Below are 19554 nucleotides of genomic sequence, written 5' to 3' on the forward strand. Positions count from 1 at the left end.
GCCTCAGTTTACTCCCATCAATATGGCCATGGCAGGGCCGCTATTCCCAGTTTCGCTGGTTGGTATTGACTACCTGGTACACAAGGTCATTACGACGGGTCAGCAACTCATCAATGCGCTGGCGCTTTTGCTCAGCCCCCATGGTTTTATCACGCTGGATCAGCTCTATCCTGTTGCGCACCACCCTAATCTGCTGCTGGGTACGACTCAGGTTGCGACGTGACTTGAGGATCCCGCCCTGCTCTTCCAGCAACTCACTGGCCTTATCTGTCAGTCCCTCGCTACGATACTGGTCCACTGTACGCTTGAGTTGATTCACCTCGCTCAGCATCTGGTAAAACTCTTCCATGTGCTGAGTGGACTTGGCCGGCCCGGTGCCGCGATACACAGCCTTCACTAGAGGGATTTCGTCAGCACGCCAGGCCGCTGACTCTCCTGGCCTGGCGGCTCGGATCAGACCGTCAGCTGCAGCCATCACATAGCTTCCCATAGTGCCGGTATACCCGATCAGCAGGTGTTCCAGTTGCTTAGGTGACAACCCTGAAAGCTCTCCCAGCTCGCGCATCAGCAGGCTAGTCTGCTCGTTGTAGCGAGCCTCAGCACGCACGGCCAGATCCTGCGGGCTGTCGATGGGGCCGCCACGGAAGCTGTCGTAGTTAAAAACAGCCTCCACCACAGGCTTGACGATCTGTGGCGTCGGGTTCAGAGCGAAGGTTTCCCCGATCGCCCTGGCTACGGCCTTGCCAAACTGGGCGCCAGTGTCCTTATCGCCCAAGGCACGCATCATACGCTCAGGGATGGTGCCGAACATCACCCCGATCTCGAACGGCTTGGGGATACGCCAATGCTGATCACCAACGAAGAAATGCCAGTTGCTGTCCTTGTCCCAATCTGGCAGTTCCTCATAGCGTTCATCGTCCCAGTTGATGGCCAACAGCCCGAGTGACATGGCGGTGATCATCCCAGCCCGTTTGGCAATTTCGCGCGGATTATCGCGCAGCTCACGGGTCAACTTACCCAGCCCCTGGATCCTGGCATTGAAGAATGGCAGCACCATGGCAGCACCTTGGATAGCTCGGGCGGCCCCCAGCATGGAGAAGTCCATCAAATCCTTCGATTCAAAAGCAGCCTGTGCATGGCTCTTACCCGACTTGATGGCGGCGTCATAGACCGCCTCACGGTTACCATTCTCAAATGCTTCGCCAAAGCGGCTGTATTTCTCCCACACGTCAGCTATAACGCCTTTGGCGTGTGCCGCATTGCGGATGATGGATTTCTCATAATTCGCGATTTGTTCCGGCGTCATCCCCTTGCGGCGCAGTGACTTGCGCACAGTGTCGGCCATGGCCGTCGGGTCGTTGCCGTTGACATACCCACCCAGGAAGCTGGCGCCACTGAACATCACGTCGATGGTGCTGCCTTCCATTGCCAGGGTCTTCTTCACCCCTTTGATTGAGCCAATTACCGGCTTGAAGCCGTCCTTGCTTATCGCCCAGCTGGAGAGGGAATCGCGCAAGAAATTGCGAAGCATAAACTCAGGTGAAGCAGTGACCCCGGCGGTCAGTAAACGCTTGGCCTTGGCGGCCACAGTGACCATGGCGCCGAAAGGCTTGCGATCGAAGAAGGTCATGGCGCGATAGAGGTCGGGATCCTCAATCCGGATCATATAGTCCTCTCCTTCCAGCTTGAGCATTATCCGGTCCTTGCCATTAGCAAGCGCCTGATAGTCCATCTTGTTCGGCTTGGGAATGACCTCGATGATGCCTGTGTCGGCCAGGTTCCAGATGGTCTTTTGTGCCGCCATGTTCTTCATGGAGGCATCAATCAGTTTGGAAGTTGAGGTGAAGATATTCTCGAGCAGGTCGTTGGTATTGGCCTCCCCGCCCTTGAGCTTCTTAATCCCGGCGTTCTGGTTGGCGATACCCTTTGGCTTGAAAGGTGCAATCACGTCACCATCATCCGACTCACGGAAGAATGGAATGTACCATTCGCTTTCGAACTCGGCCCGCGCCTCGGCGGTGAACAAGCCGGCCTCCTGCGCCAGATCCAGGGTGGCTGTGTTGAGCCTGTTCCAGCGCTCTTTTGCCTCCATGAACTTGGCCTCCTTCCCGTTGCCAAGCCCCTTAAGCGCAGCAATATCCTGCTCACTCAGCAAGTTCTCGCGCCCCTGCCCCATCAGGATTTCAGCCCGGTGCCCGGCCATCCAGCCCAGCCAGTTATGCAGGTCTTTTCCGAGGTCAGAAAAAATGCCCAACAGGGCATCTTTTTCACCAGTACCAGCCTTTCGCTGGATCACACCGTCTTTCCACTCTGGCAGGCCGTAGAGCATCGTCGCTTGCATGGTGGAGGCTGCGCCAGTGGCCATACGTGCGCCCACATATCCGGAGTCGGCCGCCTCGGTAATGCCAGCGGCCTCTTCCGCATATTTGATGGGAGCCAGGGCGTCTAGCACCTCAGTGTTGGCCTTCTTGATGACGCGATCAACCCATGAACTGACCACGCCGCGGTCTACCTGGCGTAGCTTGTTCAGGTTGGTTTTGGTCTTGTCGATGATGTCGGGCTTAGGGCCCAGATTGAGCTTTTGCAGCGCCTCATCGGTAGCTGCATTGGTCTGGCTAAATTTCAGACCATCAGGCGGGAGAGATCCATCGTCTCGAGCGCTTTCATGTTCACTTCGTGACGGCGCTTGCGGTCCTGCCGCAGTGACTCGATCTCGGACTTTGTCAGCATCCTTGGCACGAAGGAGGTATCGGCCTTCAGACTCGGTGAGGGAGTCGAAGTCGTAGCCGAATCGGTTTTGCCACCACGCTTCAAGGCCTGTGCCGTCATACTGATCTCGTAATTGCTCAAGGGTTGAGCTATCAATCGCAATTTTGGCGGAATATTGCTTACCGGTCAACGCTGTTGCAGCCAGTACCTCCCCACCTCGGTTCTCTATGTATCCCTTTAGATTGGCAAGTGTGCCTCCCTGAGTCAGGGTGTCATCCATGATGAGATAGGGTTTGTCTTTTCGAACTGGGCCAGCAAAGCCGGGTTGGTTTGCCAACCGACCAAACCCGTCCTGCGCCGTGCGCCCGACCTTAGCGGACTGCATGATATCCAAATCTACCTCGATGCCCAGTACCTTGCCCAAGGTATCTGCCATCGCACTGGGGATAGCGTTGCGGCTCACAGCTTCCTCGGCATGCACTCCGAGGGCAATGGCCGAATGATCGCCGATCAGTCCTTTGAGTTGCTTGATAGCATCGGGAGAAAGCACGTCATGGACCAGTCGCCGAGCGGCAGCATCATCGCCCCCCTTGGCAGCCTCGTAATCAGGGTGGCTGGTTGCATCAGCGAGGCGGCCATGCAAGATCACCTCTGGGAACCCCTTACGCCAGGGAGAGCGCTCGGCGCTGAACCACAAGCGCTCCCCTTCTGAGGCTCCAACCTCTGCACCTGCTTGCTGCAGCTTCTTACCCAGCCCCTCGATCAGGGAGCGAGTCTCAGCCGCAGTAATGCCATCCGGCACAAAGCCAACGGCGCGCAGCGCCCGGGTAACCCACGCAACCACTCGATCCCAACCGCGGCCCCAAGCACCCTGCTCCAGCTCGGCCAGATGGGCCACCACCTCCTCTGCTTGGGTACCAACGTCCTCATCGGCGTAATGGGTGTTCACCCAGTCCCACACCGCCTTCATGCTGGAGTCTTTCTGGGACTGGATGAGGCGGCTCATGAGCTTGGTATATTCCCCATCGCCCAGCACATTGGCCAGGCCGTAGTGGGCCAGCACCTCATGACGCAGTATCTCGCGCATTCGCTTGGGGTTGGCGATGGTATCTGCGGCCACATGCAGGGTGCCCGCATCGTCGTCAAACGCGGCGCGCCGGATCAACCCATCTTTGGCATCCAATCCCAGCGCTTGTTCCAATTCAGCTTGGGTTGCGTGGATCTGCACATTGATACCGCTCGCCCCCCGGTACTGCTTGAACCACATTTTGGTGACCAGCTCGGCTTCTTTCCGGGTCAGGTGCTTGGCTGGCTTGTCACCCTGGGCCATAGCCTGCTTCGAGAAGAGGATGACGCGATCGCCCTCCTGCTTTGTCTCGAGGGTGTTGAAGAGGTGGTCGAAACCTGCTCGAATACCCGGCACCTCACCGGCGGTCGGATAGGGATAGCTGTTATCCAGTTCCCAACCCAACTGGGCGGATACCTCCCAGGTCACCTCATCGACGATATTGGCCAGATAGTCGTTGCTGGCCCCCTGATCCTGCAGCTTGCTGATGAGATAGCTCTCGAACGCCCGCGCACTCATCTCGGTATTGGTGGTCCAATATTGCTTGGTGCGCTTGCTATCGAGCTTGCTGGATCGCGCCCTGAGTGCGGTCTGCTTGATGGCACGCATGACCGCACCAAACGCCACCACCATCTCCTTGCGTACCTCTCCCTTGTGGGCGAAGTTGCTGCCACGGGCCGCTAGATCCACGTCCAGCGCCTCAGTCATGTTGTCGCCAACCTTTCCGCGCAGTCGGGAGAAGTAGTTGTCCAGCGCGTGCCACCACTCGTGGCCAAGTGAGCCGGCGCCGTTCATCTTGGTGAGGTTGATCACCATCTTGCCCGGTTCGTAGTGGGCGGCAGCGGGCGATACCCCGCCACTACCACGCGCCCCGAAGGCTAGCCCCAACTCTCCGTTGAGAGAGATCGCCTTGGGCGGGATTCCCAGAATAGCGGCCATGTCCATAAGTGCGTCGAAGGCATCATTGAGGTTGCGCTGGCGGCGTCCCTGCTCCACCCAGTTGCCGAATTCAACCCCACGGAAGCCGAAGCTGCTGGCAAACTGCTCCGGGGTGACATCCTGCCCGGCGCGCATGTCCTCGCCCACTCGGGGCTGATTGAGGTCGCGGCGCTCGCGGGGGATGGCCTTGTGCTGCTCCAACTTGACGATCAGCTCGTCCTGATGCTCGGCCCGGTAGGCACGGGCCTCCTTCACATCTTTGAACGCTGGCGTGAGATCGAGATAGTTACGCCCCAACTTCTTGCCAACAAACCAGCCCTTGCCATCGTCCCGACTGTAGATGTCAAACGTCACCACCTTGGGCTTACTTGCCTCAGCGGTCAGCTCCTCATAGCGAGCCTTGAAGGCGGCAATGGCCTCCTGCTTGGTATCACCGGTGGCGATGATACGTGGCCAGTTGCCCAGGGTGCTAGACTTGGTCCCGCGTTCGAGGGTCCACATCTGCTTGGGCGGGTCGTACTTCACCCCGTTATACAGACTGTACTCACCACCCCGCAGCTTGAGGTCGGCCAGACTGCGTTGATGACCCACTGCCTCGTACAGGGCGGCGCGGTTGCTAATATCTTCCGCCAGATGCAGGCCCGACTTGGCGATCTGCTGGCGCAGCTGCTCGCTGGCGCTGCCGCCTTCCAGTAGCCCCAGCGCGGTGTCGCGCATCGCCTTGACGGCTTCGGCCCAACGATTCTGCTTCCAACCGGTCTGCGGCTTGGTCGGGATGCTGTCACGGGCCGCGCGGGCGTAGGCCACGAACCACGGCTGGATGCCGCTGTCGAGCAGCTTCTGGTAATCTGGCGTCGGCCAGGCCTTGGAAAGCGGCAGCTCCTTTATCTCATCGACCGTATTGCCCTGGATGCTGTCCCGGTAACTGGCCCAGACATCCTTGCGAGCCCCGCCAATCTTCTCGCCGAAGTCAGTAATCGATTCTTGTGCGGCGTGCTTTGCACGGCTGATCGACTGTGTGGTATCCCCTTCTTTCAACCAGCGCTTGAACGCCTTCACTGGTATAGCCTTGATGGCCCCCAGTCCCTTCCACCCCGGCTCGTAATTGGCCAGATAGCCTGCCCGAGCTGCGGCCTCGTCAGCAAACCCCAGCATCACCTTGTGCTCGTCAAACTTGCCCGTCTTGGGGTCTACCTGGTCCACCACATAGACCTGCTCACTCTCCGGCTGGTCCCCGATATAGACGTCAACGTGATCACCATCAGCCCCTTCGGTACGTTTGATGTAGCCGTAGTCATGGGCCATGGTCGATTGCCAAGCTTTGCCATCAGGCGCAGTACCGGAGCGGGTGGATCCTTTGGGGTTTTCCAGAGCAATGTCGAAGCCGTGTAACTTGAGGTGCCCCTTCTTGTAGTTACCTGCCTCCTTCTGGGCCTGGGTTGGCTCAGTGTTTACCTCTGCCCTGGCGGCCTCCACCTGTGCGACCGGCTCAGAAACAACAACCCCGGCAGGAGCCGGGGTTGTCAGTGTCTTGTCATCTTGTTGCTGTCCAGTTGATGCAGGTACAGGAGAAGCGAGATCTCCCCGATCTCCCCGATCTCTTGCTCCAGCTCGGCTGGCGAGCTCGGTAGTGGAAGGCTTAGCGTCAGCTGCAGCTTGATTGCCTGCGCCAGGCTGATCACCTTGTCCTTCACTGCTACTTGCAGGTATCCGGGCAGGCTGGTCATGGGTCACCTCGGGTTGTTCACTGGAAGGGATGGCATCGCGATAGCCAGTATCGACTGCAGGTGTGAGTTGCTGGGGCTGACGGTTGTTGGACTGCCCCGCTTTGGCCCGTTCAACCTCGGTTATTTCGGCAACACCAAACCCACCACCATTGAGTTGGACCGGCGTCTCAATCCCCTTGCGACTAGCTAACCGGGCTTCCTTCTCACTGGCGAATGGCTTGCCCTTCCGGGTAACACGCAGGCTCTTGAGCGGACCGATGGTGGGGTCAGTCTCCACACCAACCGACACACTACCCCTCATGGGTGCAGCATCCGGCTGACGCTGATCGCCACCATAGATCACATCTCGATACGGAAGCTCGGTGCCAATCTCGCGCCCCTCTCCCTCGATGGTAGCGCCGGGCAGCGCATCAGCATTTTGCATCTGACCACGATCTGCAGGCAATAAGTCCCCCTCCTGCCCGCTTTGCCACCGGGTGCGCTTACTGCCACGAAACTGAGGGCCGGGGCCAGCCTGGTGGTCATCGTGATCCCCCGGTGCGGCCACTTCCTTCCCTTTGGGCTTGGCATTCGCGTCACCAGCAAAAATCACATCCTTGAGCGGCAGAGCCGGACGCTGCCCCTCCATTGCCACCTGTAAGGCACCCTTGCCACCGGCAAAGGGATCCTTTCCCAGTTCCCCAGCTTGAACTCGCTCATAGAGGCTTTTTCCCAGGTTGCCCCCCTGCATTTGGGCTGACACCAGCTCCTGCACCGAAAAGCCAAACTCGCCGGCCAGAGCGCGCTGTACCTCGCTATCCTGGGCAAGCCCCTTGAAGCGATCGGCCGTATCATCCTGGCGTAGATAAGCTGGCACGTCGCGCAGCTCGTCATACTGGCCGGCGCTTGGGCCTAGCGGGGATCGGTCTGTTGCTGTAGGTACTTCGGGCTCGGGAGTAACCTGCGGCTCAACTTGCTCATCTGGCGCGGGCTCCGGTGCAGTAGGCTCAGCGTCTCGAGCCGGGTGGTCTTCGGTCTCCACTTCGCCACGCTCGCCGCGTAGGCCGCTGGCGCCACCCGTGGCGCCACCAACCCCCATGCCGATAAGGCCGCCCTCAATGGCAGAGGAAACAACCCCTTTCATGGGGTCGATGTTGGCTCCTGCGACCTCATTGAGTGCTTCGTTCACGCTGTACTGTTGGGTCCCCTCTTCGAGCGCTTCACTGATCCCCTCGCCAGCAGCCCCTTTCCCCATTCCCTTGAGCACGCCACCACCGGCGCCTTTACCGGCCAGCATCTTGAACAGCATGGTGTCGCCCATCAGGGTACCCACGGCAGCCGCTCCCCAAGTCTTGGCATCCCCCATGGTGGCCTGGCTCGCAACATTGGCAGTTTCTTCGCGGGCCAGTTGCAGCTTCTCGCTATCAGAGAGATGTGCGGTCTGCTGATCGGCATCGATGCGTAAGAAGGTATCCCGGAAAGTCGTGCTGTTTCGCAACTCATCAAAGCTCATACCCAGCACAGAATCCCTGGCATTCACGCCCGCTGCGCCAACCGAACCGGTGACCCCCGTGGTCGTCGCTGCGCCAGTGGCCAACCGAGATACCGTCTTGGCCGCAACAGCTTCCGCCACCTCTTGCGCGGCCCCCCGCTTGATCATGGTGGTGGTCACCATCCGACCGATCGTCGCCTTGGCAGCCAGCCCGGTGATCCCACCACTCGCCAGCGTAGGGAGAAGCGACCCCACCCCTTGCGCCATTTTCATCGCCCAGACATCAATATCCCCAGCACCATCCCCCAGAGTGATAGCGCCCGCGGGTGACTCACTGACAAGGCTGCGAGTCATCGCCTCTCGCGCATCGACACTCATCCCCTCTTTGAGGCTGTCCGCTCCAGATTGAGCCAGCTCCCCAGCACCGGCCACCACATCCAGCGTCGGCGCCAACTTCTTGGCCAGGTTTGCGCGGGCATTCTCCAGGTAGTCCCCCTGGTCCTTGTCGCCATTCTGCCGGCCATAGTTGCCAGCCTGGCGCGCCAGCTCACCGATGCCGCCCACGAGCTCGAGTCCGCCAGCACCGACAGCACGCGCAACGTCACTGAGGCCAACATCCAGATTGCGCGACGCCGGGGCGGGGGTAGCCAAACCGGCATCTAGGCTGTTCCAGAATTCATCCATGCGGGTATCACTTTGCTGCGCCGTCGGCAGCGTGGTTGCGGTCTTATCCATGGCGTCCTCGAGAATGGAAAAAGAAAAGCCCCGACCGGCGAACCAGTCAGGGCTTGGAGATGGCGGTCAGGGCAACAGGCACACTGACCGATGATGGGGAGATGCTAACGCTGGATAATTATCCAAGCAAGGGTAGAAACTAAAACATGCCTGGGAGATGATGAGAGCCCTTTGTATCTGAGGTTTCAATATGGGCGCATTATTCTTTTTCGATGAGACTGTATCACTAGATAACAATAAGAGTGTCGATTGCTCTTCATGCCAAGTTGAGGTCTTGGATAACCATGGCATACCAGAAATTCGTATAGGCCCAGAAGGCGATGCTTGGGCAGGTCACAGGGCAACCTTCAATGATTGGGAGCAGTTCGAAAGATTTGTCGATGCGGTAAATGACACTCGTTCACGCTTACTCCCAATCAGCAAAGATCGGTAATCTTGGCCTTATTTGACCATCGCCTGATAGGCAGCCAGGCCATCGGGGGCCTTGTTGAGGTGTGGGGTCGTATTAAAGGGATCCGCGAGTGCGTTGAGTGCTGCCTTCTCGGCAGCTCTGGGATCCTGCTGGGCAACCGCCGCTGGAGTGGGTTCCCCGCGCATGGCATTGGCCGTCTGCCCATCCCGCCGCAGCTGAACCCAGCGACTGTAAATCTGGTCTAGCATGGCCGGGTCCGCATGCTCGGTAATCGACTTCCCATTTGCTCCCGCCTCCTGCACAAACTCTCGGCGAAGGGCATCATTGCCTACCCATTGCGTCAGCCCTGAGGGGGCAGGTTCAGACCCAGCACCGGCCGCTGTGGCCGGTACCTGGGCCTGGGCCTCCAGACCGAATACATCACGCAGTCCCTGTGCCTGCTGCTGGGCAGCATCTCGCTCTGCTGCGATAGCTGTCTCTCTCTCTTCCTGGCTCAACATGGTGTCACGGCGGATCTGACCGATAGCCTTATCGGTGTCGGCCTGCAGCTTCACAACAGCCTGGCGGTAGCCCTTCACATCAGCCCCGGGCGTCAATCCCAGGCTGGTCCGGATGTTATTGGCCTTGGCCACCAAGTCATGGGAGAGCGCCGCACGCTTGTAACCAGTGCCGACGAAATCAGAAATGGGGATCACCTTGGGTTTATCATCGCCCCTGGCTGTGCGGTTATCCGTCACCGGGCGATCGGCGGTAGAGCCGTCGTCATAGGTGACCTTTAACCCCAGCACCACGCCTGCCCCATCAGGTGTCACCATGATGCGGCCCAGCTCTTTGTTCTTGATGGTCTTGCCGGTGGCAGGATCCACATCGCCAATACCGGTCTTGATCTCCTCCTGGTAGAGGGTACCGGCAGCCTTGAGAAACTCTGAGTTATTGATGCGGTTTACGCCTTCCTCACTATTCCAGTCCAGTTTGCCGCTTTCGGCATCACTCATCAGGCCCTTCGTGTAATTCACAAAAGTCTTGCCGGCGCCAGTAAACTCGCTCTCCATATAGCGCTCCGGGCTGTACTGCGCAGCTTTCGGGTCGCTCACCACCTTTCGAAAGACATCCCCCGGATCCTTGCCGGCCTCGATATCCATCCACCCCTGCTGGATCACCGGCAGGTGTTCCTGCTGATAGGCCTCTTTCTCCCGTCGGTCTTTGAGCCACTGGTATTCGACCTCTGCCCGAGAATCGGCGCGCGCCGCCCGGGCGTTTGCCGCCTTGGTGCTGGCAATGGATGAGCGCACTTGCTCCTCATTGAGATCATCACGCCGCGCCTCGCGCTCGTCTTGCTTGTTGTCTCGCTGCCGGGCATAGGTCGTCTCATCGGCATACCGTTCATCAGACTGCCGTTGACGGTCCAGATTGTTCTGCCACATCGCATCCCGCAGCCCCTGCTCTTTCTCCGCACGCTCGTCGGCCTTCTGGCCGCGCTGATAGTGGTTCATGGTGCCAAACCCGGCGAGGAACCCCTCGGCCAATCCTGAAACTCCCATCACTCCTCCTTAAAACAAACTGGCCAAGAGGCCGACACCGGCACCGATCACAGCGCCCCACGGCCCACCCACAGAGCCTGCCTGGGCCCCCGCCATGGCGCCGACGGCCGCACCGGTCCCCACGTTGGTCATCGTCTGCTGCTTCTGCTGTGCCTTGAGGTTCTTGTTGGCAGTCTCACGCGCCTCGTCCAACTTTGCCGACTCGTTCATCCCCTGCATGGCCTGGCGCCGCGTCTGCGCGCCAATATCAATCAGTCCATATCCCATCACATCCCCCCGCCTGCTTTAATCGCCTCTCGCAAGCCGGCATCGGCTCCGGTGAGGATCCCCATCTGACGTTCTTTCTCCTGCTCGCGCAGGCCATTCTCGGTACCGGCCGTCATCAACGCCATGCGCAGCCCCTGGCTGTTGTCTTGTGGATTAGCCGGTGCTGCGACCCCCATGCGACCATTGCGATTAGCAGTGGCCTGCTGTGCGGATACCAGCGCATTGGTGTTGTTCTGCTCGACGCGGCCGAGTTGGTCACGCAGCAATTGTCCACTCGTGGCCTGCTCCATCAGCTCTTTCTGCTTCGGGTAGAAGCGAGTCAACCAGTCGTCGTATTGCTGCCGAGTGATGCTGGCAAATTGGTCCGAAGCCCATCCCATCGGTTACCCCCCTTAGTAGCCCTTGTTTTGCAGGACGCTGGCGGTCGGGCCGATCTTCTTGCCCGCCGCGGTCCCCCCAGCTGCGCTGTTCATGCCATAGGCCGTTGCAGCACCGCCAACAGTACCGACCAACCCCAGCACAGCCTGCTTGTTGTTGAACTTCGTTTGGGCATCGCTCGCAGCCTTGTTGAGGCTGGAGCTGGCCAGGCTGCTATATCCCTCAAGGGCCTCAGCCTTCTGCCCCTGTCCCATCGAGACCACATCCTTGAGCCCGGCCACATACTTGTCCTGCTGACTGGACTGCGTGCGGTTGGTGGTATCGGTTTGGCTTAGCGCCTGGTCTGTTTCCAACTCGTGCATGGTGTCCTGATATTTGCCGCTCGTCGGGTCTACTCCAGACGCAGCCATTGCATCAGATAGCCCCTCCCGCGCCTCACCGAAGCTGTGGGCCGTGCCCAGGGCTGCGGTACCCGCGGCATCGTCAAAGGCCTCCTCCCCGTTCAACTTGTCCACCTTGTCCATGAAAATGTCTTCGTACTGCTTGAGATCCGACTGGTAGATCCCCCATTGCTTCATCGCAATGTCCGCCATGGCCTTCTGCGCCGAGGTCTCTTTGATCTCGTTAGAACCGCCCTTACCCATCACTCCACCTCACAGGTTGATCTGAAACACCAGCATGCCGTCGTCGTCATCCGGTTGGCGTACCCATCCCATCTTTGGCGCCACCTTGAGCCAACCGCGCCTGGTCGAGTGGAACCGCAGCCAGCGAGCACCAATCATCCTGGCCAAGTGCTTAACCTCCGGCAGGTGCCGTGCCGGGGCGCCGTCGTCCCCCCAGCCAGCCCAAACCAGCACTCCTGTCACCTTCTTCTCCACCACCGGTTTCAGGACAAACCCATCTGCATCACGCACAAACAAAAACGCCACCCGGTTACGGATGGCGCTTTGCAGTTCGGCGGAAATATTAGGGTTTCTAGTATCGCTGGCGATGCGATCAATGCTTGCCTTCATGATAGAGAGCTGCCTTGTTTAAATAGCACAACACGCCCACTTTGAGATGGATCACTACGCACCCACCCGTCCCCTTTGATCCGCTGGATCCTGATGGTAATGAGCGGTTCACGATTCGCTGGGATAGTAACGTCACCAATATAAGAGCCGACTTCATCTACGCTGGTCACTGGTCCTTGTGATGGATTAGATGTCGCATATGCCGAGGCTACCGCAGTCAGCGTTTTCGCCACAGAGCCATCCATAAACACGGTAATTTGCATCGTCGTCGAATTGGAGTTCGATATAGGTGAAGAACCACCACCCGATGCAGTTACAGAGCAACCAACCAGTCCCGCCAACCCAGGGATAGTAAGTGTTCGAGCGAAACCAACGGATTGGTTGACTTTAATACTGCAAACATCAATCGGACCGGCCTGTTTTGCATGTGTCACGCAGGCATAGTCCCGGGCAACATATACATCTCCCACAATGCGATCGGCATAAACCGTTCCTTTAACCACACAGTCCTGCTCAATGGTGCAATTTCGCATCGTCATGTTGTCGATGCGCCCGCCCTGGGCAGTCAGCCGGTTGGTGTAGAGGTTGCCGTCGCTGTAGATGATGGTGAACCAGCCTTTCCCCCACCCGCTATAAGGCCCGCCCAGGCCAAAGCCGGCGGATCCACCCGACATAAAGGCATTGCCCATATCGAAGGAACCGCCCGAGATAGAGGGCGCCGAGATACTGACCCCGGCCTTGATATAGTCCGCCGTGATTTTCTCGGAGTTCAGGATCTGGATGGTGGCCTTGCGGATAATGGCCTCCGCCATCACGACCTGGCCATTGTCGATGGCAAAAAGCGGCGCCATCGGCTTGCTGCTGTTTGGGTCAAACACAAAGACTTGGGACGCTGAGATGGCCACCTGGCTGGTGCCATCCGACTTGGCGATGAGGCCGATCCCTGCCGTTATCTCGCCGGCGCTCGCCTTAGTGCTCCACATTGCTTGAGCCCCACCCTCGAGATCTGCGATGGCCTGGCTTTGCTGCTGAACAGCCGCCCCTAACTCACCTGCCTTGGCTGTTACCGTGTCGATCCGCTTGCCCAACGCACCATCGGCTGAAGCCCTGGCCTCCGTCTCGGTGGTGATCTGGCCAGCCAGCTGGGTATCCCCTTCTTTGAATCCGGCGGTGACTTGCGTGATCTTCTGGGTCAGCGCCTCCTGTGCATTGGTGCGCGCCAGCACCTCCTCATCCAGGCTGGCTCCGAGCTGGTTGAGGTTGTTGGAAAGCTGCGGCACCTGCTGTATGGGCTCCAGCAATGACTGAACCAGGTGACTCGCCTCAATCTTCCCCTGCAGCTCATCCAGGATGTCCTGCACATCCCGACTGGTTACGGCATGCAGCCCCTCGGTGCCTTGATAGGGGCCCTCCATGGCATTCTTGTTGACGAACCGCACCCAGTAGAAGGCGGAAAACTCCTTGCCCACCGCATCGGCATAGACGTTGGCCAGTGTCGTCCCGACCCTGACCGCATGACTCAGGTTGTCGTCCCCGGCGCGCCACACCTCGGCAAAGGCATGCCCCCAGTATGTCGGGGCGTCCCAGGTCAACACGATGGTATGAAATGCTCCACTGACCGAGACGTTGACCGGGGCATGGGGCGGCTGAACGCCACTCCACTCCGGATCGATGTTGTTGGCTGGGGGGAGCTCCGGCACCACGGCGCCGCCGGCAGTACGCCGCAGATTCAGCATCCCCAGGCTGGCGGCCTCGCGCAGAGTCAGCGCCTTATCCAGCCGGTCCCCTTTCTGGCCGGTCAGGATCTGCATGTTCTCGGTCAGCCCCTGCTGGGTGCTGCTGGCTCGGAAGGTGTTCTTGCTCATTGCAGACAGACCTCCGCCATACTGCCGCCCAGGGTAATCCGCTCAACCTCGGCGACTCCTCTCACCTCGACTTGCCAGCGCCGGCCCCGCAGTGGCGGCAACCGGAATCCGGAAGGTGGGACCTGACCCGCCATCAGCTCGAACACCCTGACCCCATCGACAATCAGCACAAAGCCAACTTGCGCGACGGCCTCACTCATCACCCGCGCACAGCTGAGGCGCACACCGGGGGGCAGCACAAACTCCTTGGACCGCCAGCACATTGGCAGGGCAGCAGTACCGCCACGCCATTGATGCAGTTGGGTACCTTTAGCAATCATCAGGGCATCGAGCTGCATGTCTGCGACCGCCGCATCCCAGCGCCCAGAGAGCCAGCGCAGATCACCAGATCTGGGGTCAAACACAAAGCCATGGCTATCGGTCTGGGCCACATAACGCCCCTCGCTGTACCAGGCTCGCAATGTGTCGGGTTTCAGAGCCTGCCACTGCTCCCGTGTGATGATCCCCTCGGTCACCAGCGCACCACCGTCGGCCCCGACACCGACCAGTCCATCCGGCGCGGCGTACAAGACCATCCCATCCAGTGCCACCATGGATCGAGCGCTGACACAAGCCTGTGGGGTGGGCGTGAGCTTCTGACCCGTGATGGAGGACGGGGACGCCCCCTGGAAGATATAGGGATAGCCCTTGGTGCCTACAACCAGCGCCGTGTCGATGGCCGCGATCGCCACAATGTCGTGCTCAGTGGTCAGCTTGTATTGATCCGGCCAGGCATAGGGCAGGAAGGGCTCGGAAAACAGGACTGCATTGCCGACAAACCCGGCACAGATGCCATTGGCCATCTGGCAGATCCCTCGCATCTTGTCGGGGGGCATGCTGTAGCCATAGGTCTCAAGCACCGGTCCCAGCTCTCCATCTTTCTTGGCATCGCTGTAGCTGGCCGTCGCAATGGGCAGATCGGCGACCAGCAGATAGTCAGCAAGGCCACCACCCGACACCGAGCGATAGAGACGCCGCCGGGTAATGTTGCTGTTGTTGGTCGGGACGGCAGACAGGCCCACAACCACCGTCGAGCCCGGGATCGTGATCGTCGTCTTGCCGCTGGCCGGTCCCGGGGCACCCTCCTCCCCCAGCCCGGTCACGTAGGTCTCCACGTAGAAACGGGTCTCATCATCCGTCGGGTCATCATCCTTACTGCCAGAGGGTGGCGTGACGGATTGCACGTTCGGCGGCGTGGCCGGCACCGGCACCCCCAGCCGATACCAGGCCGTGGGCTTATTGCTGCCACCGGTGGCGATCGCGTCGTAAGTCAGCTTGGGAAACTCCCCATCGGTGAAGTAGACGCGGTTGTACTGATCCTGGGCGATGGGCGATCGCATGACCTCCACCTGCTTGTTCCAGGCAAACCAGTGCGCGCCGTAGTAGTGGAACAGCGTCTTGGGGGTGATCGGCAGGGAGACGCCAGCCGCCTTATCTGTCATCAGTGGCGCCACCACCCCGCGGTCAAAATGACAATCTTGCGCCAAGGTGGCCGCTTCGTCCGGCAATAGGTGGTCTGCCACGCGCGGCACCATGCCTCGCATAGTCACGATGTCGATCAATGGCATGGGGTTTCTCGAAGGCTAGAAACGAAAAAGCCCCACTCGTTAGAGCAGGGCCATGATGGGGCTATGCTAACGCTGCACCGGGCGATGAGCAAGCTCACCAAGCATTGCGAAGCGGGATCTTGCGCTCGTCATACTCGATGCTATCCCGGCAATGCGTCGGGCTGCGCATGATGAAGTTGATGGCTTTCTCAGCCTTCAATGCCCATGGCTTTCCCTGCTTGGCGTTGTAGCCCACATTGCCAGAGATGGTTTCATCAGGCCGGCCACCCAGGAGGGTGTTGCCAAGCTGGTCAATGGAGACCAGCACGCGAAAGAGGTACCGGGTAACTCGATTGCTCATGTCATGTCCTTGTTGGTGTGGCTAGTTAGTACACTTTCGTGATGGAGAGCAGTGTGAAGCCACTGCCATTAGCGGTGTTATTCACCTGTCCGTCCTTGCTGATGTAGACAGCAAGTGCAGACACACGACTTGCCCCTCAGCAGTCAGCGCCAGAGGCTCCGCCGTCCCACCAGATCATCACAGTGTCCCGTTGATATGGCGTTGAGTTGTTGTGATAAGCCATTGCGTACAAGCCCGCGACTTTCGGTATGGTGGCCCCGGGAAACGAAGGAACTGGGCCGGTAAAGATCACCGTGCCCACTCCTACGTCAGCGGCAGAGGGCTTGTTTAAGGTGTTGTAATCCCTTGCCCAAGCAGTCCAGGCGCCAGTGCTGTATTGCGCTCGGGTCCACACCCGGCTGGAGTTATAGACGTGGTAACGCTGCTGGGGGCCAGCACCAGAGGTCACAATCAGGCTGCCAGCAGAGTTCTCTGGATAATGCTGAGCTGCAGAGGTATTTGCGTTTGCGTGCTGGGCGTAGTGGCCCGGCGTCTTGATGGTATCCAGGTCCTCCTTCGCCAAGCTGATCGGGTTGAGTAAGCTGCCAGGGTGAGTGTGATCCGCAGCGACCAGATCCGGTTTGTCGGTTACCTCCGTCCAACTCGGCCAGCGGGTCGCTTGCGTTGGGACACCTGTCAGTTCGGACCATGGGTGGTTATGCGCGGATGGCGGCATTGTGCCCGGCTTCCCCGTAACCTCACCCCAAGCTGGCCAGCGGGTCGCCTGAACAGGAACCTGATCGAGTTGGCTCCACGGATGCCGATGGACAACCGGGGCAAAGTCGGGTTTGTCAGTTACCTCGTCATAGCTCGGCCAGCGACTAGCGGTGGTGGGTACTTCATCCAACTCACTCCAGGGATGGCGGTGAACCGCGGCAGCGATACTGGGTTTGCCGGTGACCTCGCTCCAAGTTGGCCACCGTGAGGCCGTGACCGGGATCTGATCAATCTGGTTCCAGGGGTGCCGGTGGGATGCGGCGGCCAAGTCAGGCTTGTCTGTTACTTCTCCCCAAGCTGGCCAGCGAGTCGCATAGGTAGGGATCCCCGTCAGCTGCGACCAGGTATGGGTGTGGCTCACTGAGGCGGCCCCCACCTCTGCAAGCGTGGGCCAGCGCGATGCGTATACCGGGACGTTGGATAGCTGCGACCAAGGGTGGTTGTGCTCAGAAGGCGGCATGGTCACTGGCTTGTTCGTGATATCAGTCCATCCCGGTACCCAACTGGCTGACCTGGCCCCCACATCGGCTGCACTCAGCACCACGGCCCCGGTCATGCCATTGACCGAGATCACCGCGTCCGAACCATCAATCTTGAACCAAGTACGTGTGGCCGGATCCCAGTGCAGGTAATCACCCGCCACATAGGAAACGCTGGCGATCACCCCAGGGTGAGAGATCCGATAAAACGGCACGCCTTGATTCGCCGCCGGCACAGCTGGCGCCCCCGCGGCGGCATTCCAGGGGCCAGCCCAGACCAACTGCGAGGTGATCGCCTGCGCCCACTTCTGAGCCTGCAGCGCCCAATGCAAAGCCGAAAACTCCCCGGGGCGCCCGTTGATGTCGCTCCCTTCCGGATTCTGCGCCCAGGCCTCCGCCATGCCCTCTGACACACTGGCGCGCTGGGAGCTGGCATTGGCCGAGGCCTGATCTTGCGCCGCCTGGCTCGCCTTGGTGCTCGCCGTGTCTGCTGCAGCCTGTGCCTGGGTCGTCTTCGCCACCACCACATCCCGCATGCCCTGAATGGCGGTTTTGGCCTGTGAGACGGTGTCGGTGTTGGTGCTGACTTCCTTGGTCTGCCCGGCGACTGTCGCCGCATTTGCCGCAACCTGGGTGGCTTTATCCTGTACTTGGGCTCGATCAGCCGTGACTTGCTCCGCCAGCGTGCCGACTTTGGCCGCGTTATCCAGCGTCACCACCTTCGCCCCCTCTGCCGCCTGGGCCGCCTTCTCGGCATTAGTGGCGTGGGTACCGGCATTGGTGGCGGAGGTAGCCGCCGCGACTTTGGAACTGTTAGCAGCGCTCGCATGGGTGGCAGCCGTGCTCGCACTGGTGGCCGCCTCACCGGCCTTGGTCGTCGCCGTGGTGGCGCTGGTATTGGCGTTGTTCGCCTTGGCCGATGCGGTACTGGCACTGGCCGCGGCCGCCGTTGCGCTTGTCGCAGATTCCGATGCGGAGGCATTCGCCTTGGTCGCGTGATGCAAAGCGGAATGCTTGCCAGGGACCACCGCCACATCCACCGGGTTCTCCGCCCACTTCTGGGCACTGTTCGCAGACCCTGCTGCTGCACCCGCGCTGGTTGCCGCGTCACCCGCTTTGCTGCTTGCCGTCGTGGCTGATGCGGATGCCGCTGCAGCCTGTTCAGCCGCGACCTGCTTTGCCTGCTCCACAGTCACCACATCACTGCCGGTCTGCAGCCGATCTTCGGCAGTGGCTTCTGCCGCAGCCTCTGACCGCTGCATAGCCTCTACCGCCCGATCAAGCAGAGGGGGCGTCAGGTTGATACCGCTATCGACCAGGATACTGTTCAGGGGGCCATCGGTACTTTGAGCCGTCACCACCCCGGACCCCATGTAATCCATGTCCCCACACAGGTCGTTCTGGGCATAGACATCATAGGTGCCAGCCGCCAGCTGGAATCGGTACCCTCCAGCCTGGTCACATTTGAAGGTCATTACCGACCCCATCAGCACCTCACCAGTGGTACTGAGAGCTCGCAGCTCAATAAGAGCCCTTGGGACTGGCTTGCCAGCAGGGTCGGTGATCACACCGTGGATCTGGATCATGGATTACCCCTGGTTGGTCTGAAACTTCTTGTCGCGAATGGAAACCAGCGTGCTGTCAGTCTCGATCTTGATACCGAGATATTGCGCGAACGCCTGGAGGTGAAGCTGGCCGCGGGCGGAGTTGGCCGTCTCATCGGAGTCACGCAGATAGGCGCGATAGATGATCCAGTCCATGCAGGGGGTGAAATAGGTGTCATCCACCTGCAGGAGATCGCCGGCCTCAACCTGGGCAACTTTCACCGGCGTAGGCAGCACGCTCAATACCAGATCGACCTTCACATCTGCGGTCACTCCCGGGTAAAGCCAGAAGATGCGCGGGTTGGTGGGCTCGAAGAGGTAGGCCTCTACTTCGCTGGCATCGCTGCCGGTAATCCACTCGGGATCCAGATCATCGAGCTGGCCTCGCTCGAAATAGCGGATCTTGCGCCCGCCAGTATTGCGCTCCACCTCGATGAGTTTGGTGGCGCCCGCCGGCAAGGCCTGACGAGTGCCTGCTACACAGCTGATGGTCTGGGTCGTAGCGAAGATGTCTGGTCGGTAGTTGGCAATGGAGGCGATGGCGCTGTTGTAGTAATGAACCAGGTCCTCCAGCGACCAATGGGTACGCGATTTGTCGGTCAGCTCGAGTGAGACCCGATCAAGCAGGTCTTTGATGAGGGTCAT

General features: G+C 59.8%; 11 protein-coding genes. All 11 read right to left on the bottom strand.

Annotation, left to right across the window (positions count from 1 at the left end):
• Positions 1-40: 40 nt before the first annotated feature.
• Complete coding sequence (locus BN1124_RS21690) at positions 41-8647, bottom strand: LPD38 domain-containing protein (RefSeq protein ID WP_052445586.1); 8607 nt, start codon at positions 8645-8647, stop codon at positions 41-43.
• A gap of 441 nt (positions 8648-9088) precedes the next feature.
• Entirely contained in the window at positions 9089-10600 is a 1512-nt protein-coding gene (locus tag BN1124_RS11805; RefSeq protein WP_048822953.1) for a hypothetical protein, read from the bottom strand.
• Between the two features lie 9 nt (positions 10601-10609).
• Complete coding sequence (locus tag BN1124_RS11810) at positions 10610-10867, bottom strand: hypothetical protein (RefSeq protein ID WP_042642110.1); 258 nt, start codon at positions 10865-10867, stop codon at positions 10610-10612.
• Positions 10867-11247, bottom strand: coding sequence for a hypothetical protein (locus tag BN1124_RS11815; RefSeq protein ID WP_042642112.1), 381 nt, complete (start codon positions 11245-11247; stop codon positions 10867-10869). The genes BN1124_RS11810 and BN1124_RS11815 overlap by 1 nt, the downstream gene beginning before the upstream one ends.
• Before the next feature lie 12 nt (positions 11248-11259).
• The gene (locus BN1124_RS11820; protein ID WP_042642113.1) at positions 11260-11889 is read right to left on the bottom strand and encodes a hypothetical protein; all 630 of its coding nucleotides are present in this window, start codon (positions 11887-11889) and stop codon (positions 11260-11262) included.
• A gap of 9 nt (positions 11890-11898) precedes the next feature.
• Positions 11899-12258, bottom strand: coding sequence for a hypothetical protein (locus BN1124_RS11825; RefSeq protein WP_042642115.1), 360 nt, complete (start codon positions 12256-12258; stop codon positions 11899-11901).
• Positions 12255-14123 (bottom strand): phage tail tip fiber protein, encoded by a 1869-nt coding sequence (locus BN1124_RS11830; RefSeq protein ID WP_048822954.1) that lies wholly within the window; start codon positions 14121-14123, stop codon positions 12255-12257. The genes BN1124_RS11825 and BN1124_RS11830 overlap by 4 nt, the downstream gene beginning before the upstream one ends.
• Positions 14120-15685: a hypothetical protein gene (locus BN1124_RS11835; RefSeq protein WP_231553636.1), complete on the bottom strand. Its 1566-nt coding sequence runs from the start codon at positions 15683-15685 to the stop codon at positions 14120-14122. Before BN1124_RS11835 ends, BN1124_RS11830 begins: the two co-directional genes overlap by 4 nt.
• 139 nt (positions 15686-15824) lie before the next feature.
• Positions 15825-16070: a hypothetical protein gene (locus BN1124_RS11840; protein ID WP_042642118.1), complete on the bottom strand. Its 246-nt coding sequence runs from the start codon at positions 16068-16070 to the stop codon at positions 15825-15827.
• A 136-nt stretch (positions 16071-16206) separates the two neighbouring features.
• The gene (locus BN1124_RS11845) at positions 16207-18891 is read right to left on the bottom strand and encodes a prophage tail fiber N-terminal domain-containing protein (RefSeq protein ID WP_042642120.1); all 2685 of its coding nucleotides are present in this window, start codon (positions 18889-18891) and stop codon (positions 16207-16209) included.
• A 3-nt stretch (positions 18892-18894) separates the two neighbouring features.
• Positions 18895-19554 (bottom strand): phage adaptor protein, encoded by a 660-nt coding sequence (locus tag BN1124_RS11850; RefSeq protein WP_042642121.1) that lies wholly within the window; start codon positions 19552-19554, stop codon positions 18895-18897.

The sequence above is a fragment of the Aeromonas eucrenophila genome, assembly GCF_000819865.1.
Classification (GTDB): Bacteria; Pseudomonadota; Gammaproteobacteria; order Enterobacterales; family Aeromonadaceae; genus Aeromonas; species Aeromonas eucrenophila.